This is a genomic window from Parashewanella spongiae (assembly GCF_004358345.1).
Taxonomy (GTDB): Bacteria; Pseudomonadota; Gammaproteobacteria; order Enterobacterales; family Shewanellaceae; genus Parashewanella; species Parashewanella spongiae.
Window position 1 is genome coordinate 444568 of sequence record NZ_CP037952.1, and the last position, 23392, is coordinate 467959.

At 39.9% G+C, this 23392-nt stretch carries 12 protein-coding genes; 4 read left to right on the forward strand and 8 right to left on the reverse strand.

Annotated elements, in window-relative coordinates:
• Positions 1–1295: 1295 nt before the first annotated feature.
• Positions 1296–8048, reverse strand: coding sequence for an ankyrin repeat domain-containing protein (locus E2I05_RS01565; RefSeq protein ID WP_121851809.1), 6753 nt, complete (start codon positions 8046–8048; stop codon positions 1296–1298).
• 690 nt (positions 8049–8738) lie between these two features.
• Complete coding sequence (gene nfuA / locus E2I05_RS01570) at positions 8739–9317, reverse strand: Fe-S biogenesis protein NfuA (RefSeq protein ID WP_121851810.1); 579 nt, start codon at positions 9315–9317, stop codon at positions 8739–8741.
• A gap of 1369 nt (positions 9318–10686) precedes the next feature.
• Here nfuA and E2I05_RS01575 point away from each other — a divergent pair.
• Positions 10687–13230, forward strand: a complete 2544-nt coding sequence (locus E2I05_RS01575) for a M14 family zinc carboxypeptidase (protein ID WP_121851811.1) — start codon at positions 10687–10689, stop codon at positions 13228–13230.
• Between the two features lie 38 nt (positions 13231–13268).
• Here E2I05_RS01575 and E2I05_RS01580 read toward each other — a convergent pair whose 3' ends face one another.
• The gene (locus E2I05_RS01580; RefSeq protein ID WP_165905420.1) at positions 13269–14069 is read right to left on the reverse strand and encodes a ComFC family protein; all 801 of its coding nucleotides are present in this window, start codon (positions 14067–14069) and stop codon (positions 13269–13271) included.
• Between the two features lie 23 nt (positions 14070–14092).
• Here E2I05_RS01580 and bioH point away from each other — a divergent pair, with 23 nt between their 5' ends.
• Both bioH and E2I05_RS01590 read left to right on the forward strand, forming a co-directional pair.
• Positions 14093–14866, forward strand: a complete 774-nt coding sequence (bioH, locus tag E2I05_RS01585; protein WP_121851812.1) for a pimeloyl-ACP methyl ester esterase BioH — start codon at positions 14093–14095, stop codon at positions 14864–14866.
• A gap of 68 nt (positions 14867–14934) precedes the next feature.
• Positions 14935–15423 (forward strand): hypothetical protein, encoded by a 489-nt coding sequence (locus E2I05_RS01590; RefSeq protein ID WP_121851813.1) that lies wholly within the window; start codon positions 14935–14937, stop codon positions 15421–15423.
• A 211-nt stretch (positions 15424–15634) separates the two neighbouring features.
• On the opposite strand, the gene E2I05_RS01595 is transcribed toward E2I05_RS01590, so the two are convergent.
• Both E2I05_RS01595 and E2I05_RS01600 read right to left on the reverse strand, forming a co-directional pair.
• Positions 15635–16117, reverse strand: coding sequence for a hypothetical protein (locus E2I05_RS01595; RefSeq protein WP_121851814.1), 483 nt, complete (start codon positions 16115–16117; stop codon positions 15635–15637).
• 721 nt (positions 16118–16838) lie between these two features.
• Entirely contained in the window at positions 16839–19178 is a 2340-nt protein-coding gene (locus tag E2I05_RS01600) for a Tex family protein (RefSeq protein ID WP_121851815.1), read from the reverse strand.
• Positions 19179–19410: 232 nt separating this feature from the next.
• Between E2I05_RS01600 and greB the strand changes: the two genes are divergently transcribed.
• On the forward strand, positions 19411–19881 hold the full coding sequence (gene greB, locus E2I05_RS01605; RefSeq protein WP_121851816.1) for a transcription elongation factor GreB: 471 nt from the start codon (positions 19411–19413) through the stop codon (positions 19879–19881).
• A 391-nt stretch (positions 19882–20272) separates the two neighbouring features.
• Here greB and E2I05_RS01610 read toward each other — a convergent pair whose 3' ends face one another.
• The 3 genes from E2I05_RS01610 to zntR form a co-directional block, all read right to left on the reverse strand.
• On the reverse strand, positions 20273–21667 hold the full coding sequence (locus E2I05_RS01610; RefSeq protein ID WP_121851817.1) for a hypothetical protein: 1395 nt from the start codon (positions 21665–21667) through the stop codon (positions 20273–20275).
• 90 nt (positions 21668–21757) lie between these two features.
• On the reverse strand, positions 21758–22921 hold the full coding sequence (locus E2I05_RS01615; RefSeq protein WP_121851818.1) for an SO_0444 family Cu/Zn efflux transporter: 1164 nt from the start codon (positions 22919–22921) through the stop codon (positions 21758–21760).
• Between the two features lie 11 nt (positions 22922–22932).
• Complete coding sequence (gene zntR, locus E2I05_RS01620) at positions 22933–23388, reverse strand: Zn(2+)-responsive transcriptional regulator (protein WP_121851819.1); 456 nt, start codon at positions 23386–23388, stop codon at positions 22933–22935.
• Between the last annotated feature and the right edge of the window lie 4 nt (positions 23389–23392).

Here is a 23392-nt window from a genome sequence, read left to right on the forward strand (position 1 = left end):
GGGTCTAGAGATTTAGAAAGTACCAATCTTTGTCATGCCAGCGAAGGCTGGTATCCAGTGACTTTTATAGAAAAAAGCAAAGGCACTAGACTACCGACATACAAAACTGTCGTTACTTCGTTTCCTGCCTGCGCTTGAGTGACGAGAACTCATCGGTATACTTTCTTCCGCAACTTTTGTAAGTGGTAAATATGAGCATCTTTCAAAATTGAATTTAATGGTAATAACTATCTTTTATATCTAACTGCTAACCAATATTACACCTTCAAATACTAGGGGCTGCTTATCTTTCGTGATTAAATTTTGTGCTATTTGGACGTTTATCTGTTCAAGGCGTAAGTAGTGAAGCTTAGTCATCTAAGTAAACGGGTTACAACACAGAACAGTGAACGCTCAAAAGCATCTAAGACAGCGTAAATTGGTCATTTCTACTGCGTTATCGCTTGCTTATTTGGAATACCAAACCGCACAAGCTCTGTCTTGTATAAAACGACCAATTTATCGCTGCAAAAAAAATCACGAAAGATAAACAGCCCCTAGTAATACCAATTACAGTAATTAATCTCTCACTCAGCAAGAGATAAAGGTTTTCAGTACAAGGCGCATGTTCGAAGTACTATATTCCCTACGGCCGCCATACAAAACTGGCGTTCAACGCACTTAGTGCTTTTGTCGGGATAATTCAAGAACGTTCAACGCAGTAATGGAAACCTTTAGCCTTGCCCTTCGGGAGCTTGTATGCTTACACTTTGGTTTATAAACCTAGAAACATCAGTTGACTGCGTTCTCAAGCGTAGAGCATTTCACTCATTGGGTGAAAAACATGATAATAAAATCATCGTATTGCTCAAACAGTTACTCATGTACTCAGCGTTCAACTGATGTTTTTAGGATAAAGAATACTTCACAAAATTATCTCAACGTAGCAATGTAATAACGATAGTTTTGTATGTCGGTAATAACTATGTTTTCACCAATTTCGTTTGTACTTTGTGCGCATACATAGCCATGAGTTGAGCATTTAATTACTGTAATTGGTATAAATTCAAATTAATTCAACTAACTATAAAAATTGTTCAAACCATTGCAGTAATTGGTATTAAATCACATACGTTATGCTCAAATGTTTTAGTTGGGTATCCAGTGTCTTTTTTTGGCTGCTCATTTATTCATTAATGGAACAAAATTTCTTCTATTTTTTAAAAGCACTGGTTTTCAGCCTTCGCAGGTATGACTCAAAATTTCAGGGTGAACAATACTGAAAATGTTATGAATAGAGGCAAAATCGAGCTGGCTTATTCAGAGGACGAGGACGATTCCCCTCCCAAATAACTCATATTACTTGTCACTGAACTGTCCTTTGAGCTATTACTGAGTTGTCTATTTGGAGCGCTAGTCCGTAATCCTGTCGATGAATTAAGCTGTGAGCTTCTCCCTAATCCTTCTTTATTTTCGAGCTCTGTTGCCAGTTTTTCTCTTTCTTCTGCTTCAGCGAGTAAAGTAGCACGCCTTTGATAAATTTGATCAGCAAAGCTAATCAAATTCGTTTTAACTGCATACTGAGCTGCTGTCATTTTTTCGGCTGCTCTCGTCCTGTCTCGGTATCGAAAAGTCATTTCTGAATTGATCAATGAAATGTCACTTTTATCTAAAATTATTCTTAACTTCGCTTCATCTTTTGTATCAACAACCAAATGTAATAAAGTGCAGTCATCAGGTGCCGTTTCATTGATATCAAAACATTTCAAGATATCTTCATAGTCGTCGACGGTGCTCCTTTGAGTGACGAACTTAGGCATATCCTTCACCAAAGTTTCCCCATCTTTTCCTCTTCTAGAGATGATTGTACTAGTTAGACTTTGCTCTATGTTTTGTTGGTACTTAGCACCCATCATAATTTCCATGCACTCATGATTACTATGATTGCAAGCCACGTGTAAGAGTGAATAACCCTGATATTTTTTATCCCCAATATTTAGCCTACATCGATAAGCATGTCCTGATAAAGATCTAATGATCTCATCATCTGCAAATAACAACGCCACAACAAATACGTCCATAGTGCCATAATATTTTAAGCATGATGTAAGTTTATTTTTAAGAGTTCCGTCAAGTGCTTCAAGTTCATTGTCTCCTGAACCAAAAACAAATTCACCATTTAGAAACGCTTTACCAGCAGCTTCTTGTAACGCGATGACCGTGCTATTACGCTGCCATAATACAGCCAACATTATTGGGCTATAGTTGCTTTTATTCATCACATTAAATTGATTTCTGTCTCTGATAGCCAACTGCTTAGCAATGGCTGAATGTCCAGCTCGGCAAGCAATGTGAATAGGAAAATCCCCCTTACTATTCGAATAATTGATAGCGGCTTCTGTACTCAAACAAAGCAATGTGTTGAAAGTATCAAATTCGCCAAATTGAGCTGCAGCATGAAGTAAGTTATTGCCCTCATTATCCGTTAATGTAATCAAATCTCCAGTATAGTGCCCCAACAACATTCGAATTATCTCGATATTCCCAATTCGAAACGCCAAATGGAGAACTGTCTCCCCAATGCTATTTTTTTGTTGAAAATCAATTCCTTTAACTTGCAATAAACTTTCAACGTTTCGAGGTATTTTCGAGCTCACCGCCAAATGGAGTGCGGTATCTCCTTTACCATTAACTTGATTGATGAAGCTGTCTTGTTGATTCTGATTACTTAACAGTATGAAACTTAAGGCATCGCTATTACCGTCAAGGCAAGCTCTGTGCAGGCTGGTGCTTCCATCTGCGCCGACTTGATAAGACTTAGCTGTTTTTGCCGTTTCAAGCAATTCTGTAATGTTGGGTTCATTAATTTCTAAAGCAATTTCCATAGGCAACGCGGCTGGTATGCGCTCGCCAGCTTTTTGAACTACTGATGCAGCAACATCAAGGCTTGCACCGGCGCTTAATAAGCTTTCAACAACAGAATGTTTTCTATTCCTTATGGCTTTGGTTAATGCTGTTTCACCTCGTTTGTCACGCTGATTAATACCATGAAACTCGACGTCAAAAGCAATATACTCTTCATCATCGTCTAGATTGGCTTTTTTCCTTTCTGTTGCAATCTCTATCTCTTCAGTAACAAAATGCTTTAGGGCCAGAATCTCAGGTATCCATTTTTCTTTATCGTTATCAAGCGCTACATGTAGCGCGGTTTGTTTCTTCAAGTTAACTTTAAACGCATCAACATCATCAAATTTAATCACTGCTTGGAAGCATTGATAACTCGCATCTTCCTCCTTGAGCAATTGGTGTAAAGCTGAATCTCCATCGGCATTTACCGAACTCGCACTAAAACCGAATTTACACAACAGAGTTAATAACTCCGCATGACCGCCTATTACTGCGATATGCACCAGCGTATTTTGATTTTGAGGGTGATCCGATAAATTAAGTATTTGCTGAGGCAAAGCAGGAGGATCCATTAAGCTTTTAGAGCAGATGTGATCAAAAATCACCCTGACGATAGCTGTATTTCCAGATTTGATCGCATTCATTAAGATACCTAACCCTCGGCCTTCGTCAAACGAGAGCGCAGGGTTGATGCACTCTAGAGCTGCGACTAAAAGTTGGCTCTGGCTTGGGGGTAACCGTAAAATGAAATCAAGCTCATCTTCCCCAAAGGCGCTTTTATGATTAACATTAATCCCTCGTAGTGCTAATAGTTTCTCCGCTATCTCATAGTGTTTGTATTCCAGCGCTATATGTAATGCGGTATCCCTTGCATCATTACAAGCATTAATGTCAACATCATGAAAATTAAGACGTCCAAATGCTGCAACATCGCCTTTTCGAGCAATGCGATGAATGTCTTTATCGCCTACAACACATCCCGCATTAAATTTCCGCTTCATTGCTTTCGCTATTACTCTAGCCGCTTCAGTCTGCTGTAATTTACAAGCCATATTGAAAGCCGTTACCCCATATTCATTTTGCACCGAAGCAATTAATGGCATTTTAGCCAGTAATGTTTTAACGGCCTGAAGATTACCTTTTCGGCAGGCCGAGTGAAGCGGCGTTTCACCATTTCTAGAGTTAATGACTCTTATTGCTGAGGTAATGTTTTTTGTCACTTTAGCGGGCTGCAGTAGTGCATCTGGTTCGGCTTTAGGTGCGGAGTTCTCATTTTGAAGTGCTGAATTCCCATTTTCACTCTCAATGAGTAAATAATCATCAGCACCGTTTGCATCTAAGTCATCAGTAACATTTGCTGATACTGCTCCTTGCCCTAATGAATGTACTGTTTTTTCAACCTCTTTAAAACGGTCACTCCCTGTAGGTTTAAAACATTCTGTAGCATCAATATTAATATAATTATCAAGCTCAGCAGAAAAGTTGTGATAAGCTATTTTCCCATCTGTTGTTTGATATGTTTCTGATATTTCAAGCTCTTTGATCCCACAATCATTACCACGATAACCTTCACTGATTTGCTGGTCGTTTTCTTGTATTGATTGAGCGTTAGTCTTTTTTTGAAATACAGAAGCAACAAACATAGGCTTCTTTTTAAATGAAAGTGGTTGATGGGTTACCATTTTTTCTTGTTGGTGTGCTGATATCGCTGGTGTTGATGGGTACTCCCCTTCAACCTCAATTTGTTGTGTGGGCTCTTGCTCAATCAATAAGTGGATGATCTCCATATTATTGTGTTTACAAGCAATGTGTAACGGCTTATTACCATTACTATCTTCACAATCAGTCTCAAGATGACTTGATTCTTTAAGTAATGAATGTAATACCGCTAGTTGCCCATGTTCACAAGCATAATGCAGCGCCGTCATGCCCAGATTATCTGAAACCGCTAATAATCGCTTCTTTGTGAATGGTACGACACTTGTAGCTTCAATACAGTCTTCTAATGTTGCTGAGTTTTTAATTGAAGATACTTGTGGCTCAATCTCGGTAAATTGAGCCAGTATCAACTCAACTATGTCAGCGTTACCCACTATTGTGGCTAGATGTAAAGCATTCTTCCCAGATCTATCAGTATGCAGAATATTAATGCTTTTCATGTCCAGCAGTTGTTCAATTCTTTCTTTTAGCTCTCTTTCGACGGCTAACATTAATGGACTAAATCCTTTTTGATCTGCCCCATTAATATTAATAAACGAGCGCGAGCACAAAAGCTTAACCATCAGCTTGTCATCGTTTAAAACAGCATAATGAAGAGGGGAACTTCCATTTGTATCAAGTTCCGTTAAACAGGCTATTTGGGATTCATTTTGTTCTTTATCAAGTTCATTTAGTAATACTTCCATACATGCAACATTTTTCATTCGTGCCGCAAGATGAAGAATATTGCTTCCTTCATCATTTTTAGCCGATAAATCAAGCCCTTTTCCATAAAGGCACATCGATGTTATGACGGCTGATGCATGACTCGGAGCAGGGAGTTCAAGGGCGTATTCGAGAATAACTTTGCCATTAACTTTGCTGTTAACATCCACTAAGTCATCTTTGAGTAACCGATTGAGCATGTCGTTACAAGGCAGTTGAATGGCAACTTGTAAAACCGACCATTGACTACCTAAATACTCAAAGTTATGACAATGATGCGCATCGATTTTTTTTGACAAAACTTCAACAATCGCTTCATTACCTGTAATAACCGCAAGTTGGAACGGTCTTAAGCCCATTGAACCATTTTTGATTAGATGGGTGCTTTTAGTGTTTTTAGGTAATGCTCCCACAATCCAGTCAACCATGTTCGCTTCACCACTTGTACACGCGAAATGTAATGCTGTATCTCCAAGTGAGCTTGATTGTAAAATTAGGTTAGCATCAAATTTTAGAAGCACTTTAGCTAATTCTTGGTGACCAAAAAAACAACAGCAATGCCACGCAGAAACATTATTAAAAGACACACTATCTACGAGCGGTTGAGCCGCTTTTGGCCATACTAGCTGTAAGTTTACACTCTCCCCTTTTATCCTTAATGCATCAGAAAGAGGGATTTTTACATCTTGATTGACTTTACCACTCTTTAATAAATGTTTACTTGTCTCTAAGTGCCCAAAAATACAAGCCAAGTGAAAAGGGGTTGCACCGTCGCGATTGACTGAATTAACCTTCACTTTGCCGCAGTTGACTAATAGCTTAACAATTGCATGTTTATTTTCTCGGCAGGCGATATGAAGTGCAGTTTCTCCATTCTCATTTTTTACATTCGGGTTTAATTGGCTCTCTTTTAATAAGAACGCGACGGTTTTGACGCTATTTTTTTCACAGGCACGGTGCAATAACAAGTTAAACGAGCGGCCGTGTCCACAATAAGCCACTAATGGCTTAGCACTCTGGGTTTGGCAAATTGATTTTATTTTTGCAAGATCATCTTTATCAATTGCCTCAAATAATACTGCGCTTTTAAAAGGCCGAGCGTTATAAACTTCTACAGGGCTAGAAGAGGAATTTGACGCCATGGATACAAGACTGGAAGAACTCTCACCTCTGGGTATATCGGTTGTTGAAGCTGTTTGGCTAACTAAACTAGCGTTGACATTTTTTGGTGCGTTCATTGGGGATGATTTTTGTGAATGGTATGAGCTTTGACGACCAAAGGCTGCATCATTGCGAACTAGAGCCATAAACCTATCTTTAACTGTGGCCTTTTTAGGGCTTATTGCTTGAATTTGTGCACCAAAATCATTCATTGCATTGGCGCGCTTGATCACTAAACTTAGATAATGTCGCTCAACGCCATTAAGGTGTGGCCTGCCCAAGTTTAAACATTCAACAAAATCTACAAGTTCTTCTGCCTGCGTGGTATTACTAATGGCTTGTTGTATCAATGGCAAATTTAATGATGCCGTTAGTGGCAGTAACTTGTTATAGATTTGAGATACATGAGTTAACGTCAGTGGGATGTCTGGTTTATTGGGACTCACTGACTTAAGCGAAAAATAACTGCAGCCAGAGTGTCTTAACTCATAGGCTCCTCGACTAGCTTTCAGGATAACTTTTGGAAAATCCTCTTTCCCACGCATATAACAATCGTGATTATCCGCCATATTTTGTAGGCTGGCATCAAAAATAGCCTGAGAATCAACATTTGTATTATGAATTGAAATTTCTTTATATGTGCGATTGTTTCCCCAAATTAGTGTTTCAAGTCGCTCTATTCCTTTAATTAACTCTGCTTCATTTTGTTGAGGATATTTTTGTTCACTCTCTTTTACAGAATCAAAGTGCGTCTGAACAAGCCTAGAGCAGTACCTTAGTACTTGTGCGTCTGAACACATGACTTCAATTTGTCTTTCTAATTCTTTTAAGGTTTCATAATCAACCTTTTCAAGTTCAGCTACATTTGGCGGCGTAAGTATAATACCCAGTTTTGGTGCAAACTTGAGTACTAATGCCTCAATGGTATTTTGAGTACCATCTGTGGCACATTCCAGCAGCTGCTTAGGGGGCTTAAAATCGGTAAACTGATCAGCTAAGTCGCTGTTTAGTCCTATATGCAATAAGACTTGTTGTAATTCCTCTGAAGAACATTGCGATTGCGCTGATTCATATACGTGATCTGTGATTAAACTCACCAGTAAACGTAATCTGACACTCTGATATACACTCAATATATCTTTTGAAGCCAGTGCAAGATCCGTAAGAATGTTTGACGCATCTAATGAATTGATTTCTTGCAACTGAAAATGGATCTGAGATAAAGCGGACTGCTTGACATTATCAAAAGTATCCGGTTGAGATAAAGTTTCTTTGATCTCATGAAGTTGTTCACACGTTTTAGCGTAAGATACAGGATTGATATTTGATAATTCAATCAGCCAATTTACCCAACCTTGCCAATTTATTCTGGTAGGGATACCACACTGATTTATCGATTGTTGAAGAAACTCTAAGTCTTTTCTAAGAATGGATGAACTAACATGTTTTCCTTTGATTTGATCTAACTCTGCGAAAACAGATTCAGTATTTCCCACACTAGCAGCCAACATACTTGCATAGGATGTTGTTTCAGCGACAATAGTCGCCGGCGATACTGCTGGTTCACTGATGCTCATTCCATTACCCCTACGTTTGAGTAATACCTCAAATATATAGTGCTCAGGAATAAAAAGTAGTTAAATATTATTAACTGACATTATTTTTTTAAAATGTTATTTTTTTCAGAAAGTTACTTTTTCAATAAGTTGTTATTTAATTTTATATATATCAATATTCTTGTTATTTAAAAGTATTAATTCAACTTTTTGATTACAAATACATTATATGTTTTATAAAGCTTTAAACTAATAAACAAAATATAAATAAAGCTGCTCATTTAAGAGAATAAAGAAACGTTAATGTCACTATTAAGATAAAAATAAAATAAGAGCCAGTAATTACTGGCTTTTATTTTACTGTGATAGAGATAGAACTTATACCAATTACAGTAATTAATCTCTCACTCAGCAAGAGCTAAAGGGGTTCAGTGCAAGGCACAAGCTCGAAGTATTATATTCCCTACGGCCGCCATACAAAGCTGGCGTTCAACGCACTTAGTGCTTTTGTCGGGATAATTCAAGTGCTTGTAACGCAGTAATGTAACCCTTTAGCCTTGCCCTTCGGGAGCTTGTATGTGCTTACTTTGGTTTATAAAGAGTACTTCTCAAAATTGTCTTGACGTAGAACAACTATGCCTTCATCAATTTCGATTGCACTTTGAGCACATACATAGCTCTGAATTGAGCATTTAATTACTGTAATTGGTATTAATAAAACGAATGGTCACCAGCCTGATGATCGGTTGCATCAATCACACCTGTCACTTCACCGGCAAACATTTCTAAAAGTTGCTTTTCAATACCATCTTTTAGTGTCACATCAACTTGAGCACAACCATTACAGCCACCACCAAATTGCAATACGGCGACCCCTTCTTCAGTTAACTCTGTCAACATAATATTGCCACCATGGCTGGCCAATTGTGGGTTAATTTCTGATTGAATCACATATTCAATCCGATCTTGCAAAGGCGCGTCATCAGCAACTTTTCGCATTTTGGCGTTGGGCGCTTTTAAGGTTAATTGTGAACCGAGTTGGTCGGTAACAAAGTCAATCGTGGCTTCTTCAAGAAATGGGGCACTTTTGGTATCAACCATGGCTGAAAAACCATTAAAATCAAGTTTAGTATCATCTTCTTCGACCGCATCCGGTGGGCAGTATGACACACCACACTCAGCCTGAGCCGTACCAGGGCTAATGACAAATACTCGAATATTTGTATTTTCTGGTTGATCTTTAAGTAATTTAACAAAATGCTCTTGTGCTGTTTCTGAAATGCTTATCATGCAAACCTACTCTGTATCAGGCTATACCTGAGTGTTTTACTGTGAATTACCTCTATAATACTCTGACTCAGGATTGGTTTGTAGATATATTGATACATTCAACCTATAAAAATCAGTTGGACGCCTAGGAGTAATACCAATTACAGTAATTAAATGCTCAACTCAGAGCTATGTATGCGCCAAAGTACAAACGAAATTGGTGAAAACATAGTTATTAGCGACATACAAAACTGTCGTTATTACATTGCAACGTTGAGATAATTTTGTGAAGTATTCTTTATAAACCAAAGTGTGCGCATACAAGCTCCCGAAGGGAATATAAGTACTTGTCGATAAGTTCTTTGATAATTATTGTGTTCAGGTTTAGTGCTATACAAGACGCAATTGTAGGGCGCATAGCCGTAGCTATGTAACCAAAGTTGCAACACCGTAGAGTGCTGAAACTGGGGACTAGAAAACCTTTATCTCTTGCTGAGTGAGAGATTAATTACTGCAATTGCTATAAGATAAATAACTCAAGTTCAACCATAAAAGCCATAAAGTGTATTCATCCATTGAGTGAATGCTTGACGTTCGTAAACTGGCTAAAATTACCGCTTGCTGCGTTGTAACTTTTATAAGTAGAAACGAAGTAACGACAGTTTTGTATGTCGGTAACCACTACTTACTTCAAGTCACGCCTGCTATCAAAATTTTCTTTGCGTTTAACCTAGAAACATCAGTTGACTGCGTTCTCAAGCGTAGAAAAAATGGCTGATAGTAAGGCGTAGCTTGCAGCAAGTAGTTGTTCTACTTGCAAAAATTACAACGCAAATAGCAGTCATTTTAGCAAGCTTGTGAGCGTAGAGCATTTCACTCATTGGATGAAAAACATGATAATAAAATCATCGTATTGCTCAAACAGTTACTCGTATACTCAGCGTTCAACTGATGTTTTTAGATTTAAGAGCGCCACAAACTGATTTTTCTAGGGTCTGTTGATCTTTCAGGATTAAATTTTGTGCTATTTGAGCATTTATCAGTTCAAGGCGTGAGCAGTGATGCTTAGCCATCTAAGTGAACTGGTCACAACACAGAACAGTGAATGCTCAAAAGCATCGAGAAAAGAGAGAGCGTAAATTGGTCGCTCTTTCTAAATAAAAGGTGCTGCGTTATCGTTTTCTTATTTGGAAACGAAGTAACGACAGTTTTGTATGTCGATAATAACCAAACCTCACAAACTCTGCCTTGCATAAAATAACCAATTTATCGCTGCAAAAACAATCACGAAAGATCAACAGGCCCTAGGATCAATAAAAATTATACTTAATACTTCTTAGCTGATAACGTACTTACAAAAAATAATTAACTCCATTGAGACATTATTAAAATGACAAAACTGCCTTTACTTTCTTTTATCGTCGGTACTATGATCACTAGCAGCCTAAGTACAACGGTGAGCGCGACCATTCAAACTCAATTCCAATTGCCCCAAGGTGTTGAATATCAAAAAGCCATTACCACACCGGATGAGTTTCTGGGTTATCCTATGGGTAAGTGGCATTTGCGTCATGATCAATTAAATTTTTACATCAAAAACCTAGCTGAGCAAAGCCCTAGAGTAGCATTAGAACACTCAGGTAAAAGCCATGAAGACAGACAACAACTTTCATTATTAATCACTTCTGAAAGTAATCATAACAACATCGATAGCATTTTAGCTCAGCGCGCTGCCGTCAAGCACGGTGAGTCATCCAAAGGCCCGTTAGTTGTATGGCTGGCGTATTCTATTCATGGTGATGAAGCCAGTGGCGTTCATGCGGCTATGGAATTGAGCTACTATTTAAGCGCAAGTAATGAGTCGTGGGTAAAGTCGCTGCTTGAAGAAACTGTAGTCATCATAACGCCAAGTCAGAACCCAGATGGTATGGACAGGTTTGCCACTTGGGCCAACAATAACCGCAGTAATACTTTTAATGCCGATCCTAATAATCGTGAACATCACCAGCATTGGGCACGCGGTCGCTTAAATCATTATCTGGCGGACTTAAACCGAGATTGGTTATTCTTACGCCACCCAGAATCACAAGGACGAGTGGCTTTATTCCATAAGTGGCAGCCACATTATGTGGGCGACTTTCATGAAATGGGACACCGTTCAAGCTACTTCTTCCAGCCCGGTGTTCCAAGTCGAACTCATCCGTTAACGCCACAAAAGAATCAACAATTAACCGATAAAATTGCTAATTATCATCGTGCCGCCTTGGATAAAGTTGGTCAGCCTTATTACTCAAAGCAATCTTTTGATGACTTCTTTTACGGAAAAGGCTCAACCTACCCTGATATTAACGGCGCCATTGGCGTATTATTTGAGCAAGCCAGTGCTCGTGGTCAAGCCCAAGACTCACCAAACGGTGTTGTGACTTTGACTCGAGCTATCCAAAATCAATTCGCGACATCAATATCGAGCTTAAAAGGCACCTTGGCATTAAAAGATGAACTGCATCAGTATCAAAATGATTTTTTCAAAGACAAACAATCTGATAGTAAGCGTCAGCAAGGGGTTTTAATTTCAACTCACACAGATATTCAACGTCGTGACGAATTTGCAAGTTTGCTTAATCAACATCAAATTCGTTCTCATTATTTAACTAAAAACGTCAATAAAGCTGATGTAAATTTTACCCCCAATGACAGTCTGTTTATTCCACTAGAGCAGCCACAATCCGATCTCATTACGGCCTTATTTGATAAACGTACCGAGTTTGAAGACGAAACATTTTACGATGTTTCCAGCTTTGACTTGGCCGCCGCATTTGATTTAACTGTCTCGGAAAAAGTTAGCCTAAAAGCACCTCAATTTACAAAAAACAATCCTACAAAAACATCGAACACTATTGGCAGTAATAGTGTGGCAGTGTTACTTGATTGGCAACAAAGTGCTTCAGCTAAAGTGTTACAGCAGCTTTTAGCAAACGATGTCATCGTTAAATATTCGCAAAAGCCATTTTCAGTAAAGCATCAGAACACGACTCAAAACTTTGGTGCAGGCAGCTTACAGATTCATTTGCGTCAAGATAATATAAGCCGTGAACAGCTGATCACTATGCTTGAATCTTTAAGTAGCGAACACCAACTTAAATCAACTGCTGTTGATACCTTTGCTAGCGTGACTGGCGGCGATTTAGGCAGCCCAGATTTTAAAGCAATACAGCTAGTAAAACCGTTATTGATAACTGGTGATGGCAGTAATCCGATGGAAGTTGGTCAGATATGGCACTATCTCGATAATACATTGAAAATGCCTGTCACCCTTACTAAAGGCTCAAGACTTAAACGGCTCAAACTTTCTGACTACAGCCATGTCTTATTCGCCCACGGTAATTATAACTCTCTCGACAAGACAACTGCGATTGCACTCAAAGCCTTCGTTAAACAGGGCGGAACAATTGTTGCTCACAAAGGAGCGTTAAGATGGTTAAAAAAGCACGAGTTACTTTCAAGTGAATTGTTTGACAGCAAACAAGCTCAAGCATTGTTTAATACTAATGCGCTAACTTTTGGGGATCAAAGCGCATTAAGAGCCAAGCAAACCATAGGTGGGGCAATCGTCAATGTTGAGCTCGACCTCACTCATCCATTGAATTATGGCTTAAGTCGTCCACAACTTAAGATAATGAAAAATAGTATTCTCGCATTAGTCGCTGAGAAGCCTTTTACCGTTTCAGGTCAATACGCGAAGCAACCACTCTCCAGTGGATTTATGGCTCAAGAATACCAAAGCGTGTACCCTCAAAAATCGGCAGTGGTAGCCGAATCTTTGGGACGAGGACAAGTTATCGGCTTTGCGGATAACTTATTGTTCCGCAATATTTGGCTCGGCAGCGAACGAATTTATGCCAATGCATTATTCTTTGCGCCGAATTCACTTTAAACCTAAACGCTCATGACATCTATGCCTATCATGAAAGTTTAGGTTAAAGACAATAATCCAGGTGCCTCGGCTCTTGCGAGGCACCACACTTGAGTTTGAATAAACCGCTTCGAAAATAATTGAGTAATTTCGTTCACAGTCGTACCTGTGGTGACCACATCATCCACTAGTGCAATCCGTTGATAATCGAACACTTCAGATAATTGAAACGCTTGTTGTAAATTTTGCCTACGTTGCTGACCATCAAGCCCAGCTTGAGATTCAGTATTTATGATCCGAATAAGTTTATCGTCTACCAACGGTAACTCGGTCAATTCACTTAAACGTTTAGCAATCAACCAAGCTTGGTTAAACCCTCTTTCTCGCAATCTTTTAGGATGCAAGGGTACAGGAATAATCACTTGTGGCATTGAGATAAGTTGTTGTTGCTCCAGCATTAAAAGTCGCTGGTAAAGGGCTTGTGCCATTGCATCAATAACAGCCAGTTGGCGCTGGTATTTGATGGCAGCCACCCATTGTCCAAGACCAAAATGATAACTGCAAGGCGAAATAATTTTTACTGGCTCTTTACGTTGGCAAGTTCCGCAATACACTCGTAGCTCTTGCAATCCAGCACCGCAACCTAAACAGATGGGTTGCCGATAAAGTCCAGCTGTCAGGCATATCTGACAAATGCCACTTTGCTCCATACCGACGATTTGATGGCAGGATATACAACGATTCGGTAAAATAGCGACCAACCAAGAAAGTCCTTTTTTAACGAGTTGATGGCAGACTCGCAGCAATTTTTTTAATATTATTCCTTGATGTTGCAATACACTAACCCCATAAAAATCCATTTTAACGGTGAACGCATTACTTTATGACACATTCTGCATTACATATCGAGTCTATTGGCGAAGGTCGAGATCTTATTATGCTCCATGGCTGGGGGATGAACAGCGCCGTATTTGCGCCACTTCAACAACAATTATCTGGTTTTCGAGTACATTATGTGGACTTACCCGGTTTTGGTCACAGCCAACAACTAGCTGGTGACATTAACACTTGGGTCGAGCATTTGATCAACAGGTTACCTACCAATGCTATTTGGTTAGGCTGGTCAATGGGTGGATTAATAGCGACCCAAGCCGCACTGGCTTATCCTGATAAAGTAACAGGCTTAATTACCGTTGCTTCATCTCCCTATTTTGTTGCCAATGCAGAGCAATCATGGCCTGGTATTGATCCAAAGGTACTCGCCATGTTCGCTAACCAGCTCGACGTGGACGTAAAAGCGACCATTGAACATTTTTTGGCGATTCAAGCCATGGGCAGTCAGCACGCCAAACAAGATATTAAGAAATTTAAACACCAAGTGTTATCTCGGCCATTGCCACACAAAGCTGCGTTAGAACAAGGGCTAGGGTTTCTTCAGCAAGTAGATCTTAGAGAGCAACTTCACAATATTGAGCAGCCTTGGTTAAGAATATGGGGACGACTTGATGGTATAGTGTCACGTCATGTTCCGCCCCAAATGCCCATTCATCATGAAGCTGTTTATGATGTGATAATGAAGCAAGCTTCTCATGCCCCGTTCGTTTCCCATCAACAAGAATTTGTTGATGTATTACTTGAGTGGTTGAAAAAACTTTAATTTATTGGCCGCACTGGCTATTATTTACTCTAACAGTTCTTTTTTTGGCTGTAGTAAAGGAGTACGGTGTGGCAGTAATAACAACTTATCCCAATGTGCCGTTAATTACGACAAACGCCGCAACGGACTCTATTCGCCAAGATAACGAGCACAAACCCAATATTACCGCAGCTGAAAAAGCCACTAAACCTCACGCTGAACGTGAAATCGACCCAGAAAAAGAACAATCAGAACAACAAAGTCAACACAGCAAACAGCAGCAATCTGATGATGTTACTGTAGAGTTATCGGATGATGGTGAAGAGCACTTAAAAGACAACCTGCCTGCTACGCCTGTATCAATAAACACTGTAACACTTGCCTCACTGAAACCAGCTTTGTCTCGCACTGACATAAAAGTCATTGCCAAAAAGACACAAACCGATCAAACACCCACTGAACATCATGAGCAGCCCTCACCATGTGAGCCGCCAAAAGCTGAGCAAGTTAAGCAAAACCTTAAAAATATTTATCACGATAGTGATGAGCCAGAAAGTCATTTGAATACTTGGTCATAACATTCAATTTCAATAGTGATATGAGTTTAAACTTCAACAAAATTTATTGAAATCGTAATTTTTTGTGACGAAGCACCTTTATCTCTAATTGGTGCCTAAAAATTACGATTCTTGTTTGGTTATTATTGAGAATAAACGCTGAGTAGTCGCTTTTTACAAAGTTCATTATGGCTTAGAATTTTGTGCAATAAGCTGGCTCAATTTTAATGCATTACTTAAAAAAGGCTGCTTTAGCCACAAGTGATAGCCCACCAACTATTGTTACCCCGCTTAAGCCTACAGTTTCACGTGTCCATCCTTTTCGCCAATACTCTTTATCTCCAATAGACTCTTGACATATCCATCCTCCTAAATAACTACAGATGTTAACAGCAACTTTTCTTGCAGGATTAGTTGATAGCAAATAAGGGACAGAATTAATCATTAGATATGTCCCATGCTTCACGATTTTGTAAACGTTATTTTGAATATCGCCTTGCTTATGTATGAAAAAATCAGCGGTGGTCATTGCCATTCCAGCAGCAAAGCCATACAAAGCACCCGATATAGGAGAATACAAATCACCCTTCTCAGCTGCTGCAAAAATGCCAGCCGTAACGGTGACAGATAAATGCTTTGTCGCAGTATCCTTAATAAACTGAAAATCTGAACGATTATCGACCTTGGAGGTTGAAGTTACGGGAGGAGTGATCATGTCAATTTACTCTGTCAAATTGATTTCTAGAAACCATACTCTCAAAGCAAATGCTTGGTCAAGTTTCAATCGTACACAGTAAATATCACAGTGAACTTACCAAACTACCGTAATGTGTATTCTTCTTTAAGTGTCATCTAGTCTGGTATTTATTCAAAAATTTAGCTTATAAAAATGTTTGCTTAGCACCTAAGATGCTATATTTTCCATATGATTGGTATCACAACATGATTGCTTATACCAATTACAGCAATTAACTTCCCACTCAGCAAGAGCTAAAGGGTTTCAGTACATGGCGCAAGTTTGAGGTACTATATACCCTAACGGTCGCCATACAAAGCTGGCGTTCAACGCACTTCGTGCTTTTGTCGGGATAATTCAAAAACTTGCAACGCAGTAATGGAATCCTTTAGCCTTGCTCTTCGGGAGCTTGTATGTGTCCAAATTACTACGCAAAATTGTCTTAACGTAGCAACGTAATAACGACAGTTTTGTATGTCGGTAATAACTATGTCTTCATCAATTTCACTTGTACTTTGAATACATACATAGCTCTGACTTGGGTATTTAATTACTATAATTGGTATTAATTACGACTCAAGCCATAACCCTACATACAAAAATACAAACGAATCAGCCACCAAATTTGGTGGCTGATTTTAGATTATCCCAGTGATACCTGAAGATGCATCTTTAAGTATCACAGGTATAACTCAAAAAATTACTTCTTCAATTTAGCGAATGCGTCGGCAAAGGCATTGCCCATGGCTTCGTTTTTATTTCGCTTTGGTGCTGATTTTTGTGGCTTAGAATGATGTTGGCCTACATGAGGTTTGTGTGGCGGCTTTTTATGTTCAGGTTTGTGTGTTTCCTTAACTTCACCGGCTTTTTCATCCAAACGCATTGAAAGGCTGATACGTTTACGAGCCGCATCCACTTCCATTACTTTAACTTTGACCACATCGCCTGCTTTAACAATGGTATGTGGATCGCTGACAAACTTATCTGTTAACGAGGAAATATGCACCAATCCATCTTGGTGTACGCCCACATCCACAAATGCGCCAAAATTGGTGACGTTACTGACGACGCCTTCAAGGATCATATCAAGCTTTAGATCTTTAATTTCTTCAACGCCTTCTTTAAAGGTCGCAGTTTTAAATTGGCCACGAGGATCACGTCCCGGCTTATTCAGCTCATCAATAATGTCTGTGACCGTCAATACACCGAATGTGTCATTAGTGAAGGTTTGCGGATCAAGGTTCGATAATAATTCACTTTGACCAATCAACTCAGCCACGCTCACTTGCTGTTTAGCGGCCATGGTTTCAACCAAATTATAGGCTTCTGGGTGAACTGCTGATCCATCAAGCGGGTTATCACCATCACGAATACGCAAAAAACCAGCCGCTTGCTCATAAGCTTTAGGCCCCAAACGTGCCACTTTCAGTAATTGTTTGCGATTGGTAAATTGCCCATGCTCATCTCGGTAATTGATGACATTTTTCGCAAGGGTTTTATTCAACCCAGCCACTTGTGCTAATAACGGCGCTGAAGCCATATTCAAATCAACACCGACAGCGTTCACGCTGTCTTCCACAACAGCTTCAAGAGATTGAGATAATTGGCTTTGGTTTACATCATGCTGATACTGACCAACACCAATGGATTTTGGCTCAATCTTCACCAACTCAGCCATCGGATCTTGCAGGCGACGTGCTATCGACACGGCACCGCGAATTGATACGTCTAAATCAGGAAATTCAGCCGCGGCAAATTCTGAAGCGGAATAAACTGACGCGCCCGCTTCGCTGACCATCACTTTGGCTAATGTAGGCTGAGTTTCTTTGATGTTTGCCATCATTTCAGCCACCAGTTTGTCGGTTTCACGTGAGCCCGTACCATTACCAATAGCGATCAATTCAACTTTATGCATGCTGACTAAGTTCGCCAGAGTTCGTAGCGATTTGTCCCACTGGTTTTGTGGCGCGTGTGGAAAAATGGTTGAATGAGCCATCAGCTTGCCAGTATTGTTAACTATGGCCACTTTAACCCCTGTACGAATACCCGGATCAAGTCCCATGGTTGCCTTAGCCCCTGCTGGTGCGGCCATGAGTAAATCATTTAAGTTGCGTGCAAACACCTTGATAGCTTCTGCTTCTGCTCGCTCACGCAATTCGGTAATGAATTCAGTTTCCATTTGGACAGCTATTTTCACTTTCCACGTCGCGGTAACCACAGTCTTTAACCAGTTATCCACTTCTGAATCTGAAAACTTAAGATTAAAATGATCCGCTATCATCACCACACAATAGCTGCTCCCCGCTGAATCAGAATTAGGATCAGCATTCAACGATAACGAGAGCACCCCTTCGTTACGACCACGCAACATGGCTAAGGCGCGGTGTGATGGAATTTTTGCTAACGCTTCCGTATGCTCAAAATAGTCACGGAACTTAGCACCTTCTTGCTGCTTATTTTTAACCACTTTACTTTCAAGCATGGCATTGCGTTTTAAATGCAAGCGGAGTTTACGAAGTAAGTTAGCATCTTCAGCAAATCGTTCCATTAGGATAAAGCGAGCGCCATCTTGCAGCGCCTTCAAATCAGCAAAACCTTTTTCGGCATTGAGATAGTCTGTCGCACTTACCGTCATATCAACATCACGGTGTTGTAACCAATAATCGGCTAAAGGCTCTAGCCCGGCTTCTATGGCAATTTGGCCTTTCGTTCGACGTTTCGGTTTGTAAGGTAAATAGAGGTCTTCCAAACGGGTTTTGGTATCGGCTTGAAGAATAGCTTGCTTCAATTCAGCCGATAATTTGCCTTGAGCTTCAATGCTGGATAACACAACGGTTCGACGCTCATGTAAATCGCGTAAATAGCTTAATCTGGAGTCCAGCGTACGCAATTGAGTATCGTCCAGTGCTCCAGTCGCTTCTTTACGGTAACGGGCAATAAATGGAACGGTAGAACCTTCATCGAGTAATGCGATAGTAGTATTAACTTGCTGCTCGGATACGTTGAGTTCATGAGCAATAATTTGAGAAATGGTTTGCATAAATAACGTTATATATACCGCTGGATCAGTGTGTGGCTAACCATATCACAACACGTGTAAAAATTTTAACTTTACGTTTTTATCATCACTAAAACGTTTGGTTATTCAGCGATTAGACCGTATTTATCTTCGTGATGCTCAAAAACGTTTTATCGGATGCTCTTTAGACAGTTGCTATTCTGCAGCTTTTTACTGAAAATATACTTATCAAAACAAACCTCAGGTTGCGTGTGTGAAAACAAACTTGATCACTCCAGAGGGGCTGGAGAAGTTAAAAAAAGAACTCAACTATTTATGGAAAGATTACCGACCTGAAATCACTAAAAAAGTGGCTTGGGCAGCCAGTTTAGGCGACCGATCTGAAAATGCTGATTACAAAGAAAATAAACGCTTACTAAGACAAATTGATGGCCGAGTACGTTTTTTGCGCAAACGTATTGAGGCACTCAAAGTTGTACATCACTCGGCCGAGCAAGAAGGTAAAGTTTTTTTTGGTGCTTGGGTCGAAATCGAAAATGAGCAAGGTGAAACGAAATCGTTTCGTATTGTAGGGCCTGATGAAATTTACGGCGACGATGACTATATTTCCATTGATGCGCCAATGGCAAGAGCCTTATTAAAAAAGCAAGTTGATGATGACGCCGTAGTGAATACACCTGTGGGTGAGCAACTGTGGTTTATCAATAAGATTTTTTATACATAAGCTCTATGATCAACAAGCAAAACGTATTCACTTCTTGCTGAAATTAAATCGTTACTAGGGTCTGTTGATCTTTCGTGATTGTTTTTGCAGCGATAAATTGGTTATTTTATGCAAGGCAGAGTTTGTGAGGTTTGGTTATTATCGACATACAAAACTGTCGTTACTTCGTTTCCAAATAAGAAAACGATAACGCAGCACCTTTTATTTAGAAAGAGCGACCAATTTACGCTCTCTCTTTTTTCGATGCTTTTGAGCATTCACTGTTCTGTGTTGTGACCAGCTCATTTAGATGACTAAGCATCACTGCTCACGCCTTGAACAGATAAATGCTCAAATAGCACAAAATTTAATCCTGAAAGATCAACAGACCCTAGTATCAAGGCTTGGCTCATTAAGCAGAAGAAAGCGTATTATAAAGTTGCCCTAAGCTTGAAAGCTCTGGCATTTTTTTACCACCAGCTTCAAATTTTTTCAAATTTTGCTCATATTCAGTTATTTCAGCTGCCAGTTCTTTTTGTAGGTCTTTTACCGACACGTACTCAGGATCTTCATGATCTGTTAAAAATGAAACGATATCTTGATGTTCAGCGACTCTACGTTCAAAACTTTCTACTCCCTTCTTATTTCTCACTTCAACCGTTTTGAACTTAAGGCCATCTTTTAAAAGTTCACGACCTCTTTTCTTAATTAAGTTGTATTCTCGTTGCTTTACGCCTTTTAACACCTTTTGCTTATGCTGAAGCTTGTCTTCTAGTGAGCTTTGCTCAAATGCCTTCTGCTTCGGCTTTATTTTTTTTTCTTCTGAAGTTGTTACTGTTTGCTGTTGATTTTCCGTTTCTGTTTCCTTATTTTCAATAAATTCATGTTTAGACACATTTTTGAAACTTATACCATTTTTTTGTTTATCATAACCAACCGACTCTTCGTATCGAGTTCGCCAATCACTTCTCATGCTTGCAAAAGCTTCTATGCTTTTTTCATAGCTTGCTTTCGCTTCTTTTTCCATTTCTGATATTTCAGCCAACTGTGCTTCTCTTTCTGCTTTGCTACGATCTATTCCAAGTGCATCGAGTTCTGATTTCTCATCGGCTTTGGCGTTAAGATCTGACATCTTCACACTGGTAAAGTTCTTCGCCAACGTTTGTTGTTTTTTATTTTCAATCTTAATCTCTTTGGCTACTTGAGTAGCAAAATTTTTGACTCTGTGACCCAGTTTTTGGCAAGAGCTTATGGTAGCCAATGCAAATAAACCACGACCAAACATCGACACTCTATCTGCCACTTTTAAGCTTTTATCGGAATCTACACCCGCACGTTTCAATACGGCATACATGACGTTGCCTACAGAGTCACTGCCCATCGGTAAGTTACGATTATTGCCGTTTAAGTCCTTATAGGCGCACACAGCATCACCCACTGCAACAGTCATATTTGTTGCCGCTAATAGTAATAATGGAGTCGCGGCTCCGGCTGTAGCAACCGTTGCAATAAATCCGGCACCAAGTAATACGCCTGAGCCAACAGCGACCGCTAATGTTTTATAAAATTCACGATTTTTTAATTTAATGCCACTTTTTTCAGCGGTATCTGACGATATGTGGGCATTTTCAAGGGTTTCTTCAGCTTTATCTTCCACTCTCGATTGTTCTGACCGAGTTTCTGAAGGTGAAAGGGTGACAGTTTTGGGGTCAAAAGCCGTTTCACTCGATTGGTCAACCGAAGTAGGCGTTGTTTTTTCAGTATAAACGGCTTGAGCAGCCTTCCCTGTAACATTACCTGTACTCATTATTATCACCAATTCGTTAAATCAATTATCTTAAGTTAACTATAGTAATGATAAGCCCAGTTCGCTAAATCATTCATTTTGTGATTAATGTTAAGAGCAACAGTCTCGACGCCACCAGTTTTTAGGTAACTTTTCAAAAATGACTTTCAACATTAAGGCGCCTAAAATAACCCCTGAAGCCACCACAATCGGTTGTGGTAATAAGCTGTGCTGCTCGCCAATCTGAGGGGCGACGACAAAACCATAAGTCGAGACAAGGTAGTCCACCAAATAACCTGATATTAAGGCAACACCCACCACGCCTCCAATGTACCCAAATAAAGCACGCTTACCAAGCTCCTTGGTTACAACACCTAAAGTAGCAATATTGGTAGCAGGCCCTGCCAGCATGAAGACTAAAACCGCTCCGGGTGAAACCCCCGCCAGTAATAAACCTGCCGCAATTGGGGTTGAGGCAGTTGCACAAATATACATTGGCACTGATATACCTATCATCACCAACATGGCAAGAATACCGCTGCCATATTGCGCGAGAAAATCCGCTGGAACATACGTTTTTACCAGTGCAGCAAAGAAAATACCCACTAACAGCCACATCGTCGTATCACGCACTAAGTCAGTGGCCGAATATTTAAGACCTTGAAGTAATTTTCCGCCAAGACTCAAATTCTTGGGTTCAACTTCATCATGTGATGTACCACAGCAATCTTCTTCAGCCGCAGGCTCAGTAGCATGAGTGGCTTTCTTGCTAGAGCCGCAACTGCCTTGTTCTTTTGTTGTTTGTTTACTGCAACAAGAGGTTGTTTTTTCGGTTGTGAGGGTATCTTGACGGGCCACTTCTAACTCGGCTTTATCTCCTTTTGTATCAGGTCCTACAAGCAAACCAGCAACAATCGCACTTATCACAGCCGCAATGGGTCTAACAATCGCCATAAATGGCCCTAGTAATACATATGAAACACTGATTGAATCAATACCAGTCTCAGGTGTTGAAACCATAAAGGTTGTGGTAGCCGCCTTTGACGCTCCAGCTCGTCTTAGCCCAATCGCTGCTGGGATCACCCCACAAGAACATAACGGCAATGGGGCTCCAAATAATGCGGCTTTAACGACTGATTTGATACCATATCCACCTAATTGTTTATGCATCCACTCCATCGGAACAAACATCTTCAATAATCCGGCCATCAATAGCCCTAGCAAAAGCCAAGGCGCGGATTCGAGAAACAACTCAACGAAATTTGCTACTAACATCTTTAATTCCTCTATCTAACTCGATGAACAGGTTTATCGCAATGTTCATGTTTTGTGTGTTCTAAATAACTATCATCTAAAGCTTCTAAAATTGAGCAATATTCAGCACTGTCCGCGCCACCACAGCATGAGTCAGACAACTCCTGTAAACCTTGTTGAAAGGTTTTTAACTCATTAATTTTTGCCTTAATTTTTACCAGTTTTTCATCAACTTTACTTTTTACATCACTGCAGGACCAACTGGACTTATCCAGTTCAATGGATAACAGCTCTTGAATTTCACTTAATGTAAATCCAACACTTTTAGCACGCAGGATAAACTTCAACTGTACAGCATCCTGCTCTGTATACATTCGGTAGCCGGATTCTGTTCGATCAGATGGTGACAATAAGCCATGCTTTTCGTAATACCTTAAGGTGTCGGTTTTTATGTCATATAAAGCGGAAAGTTCACCAATGCGATACATGAGT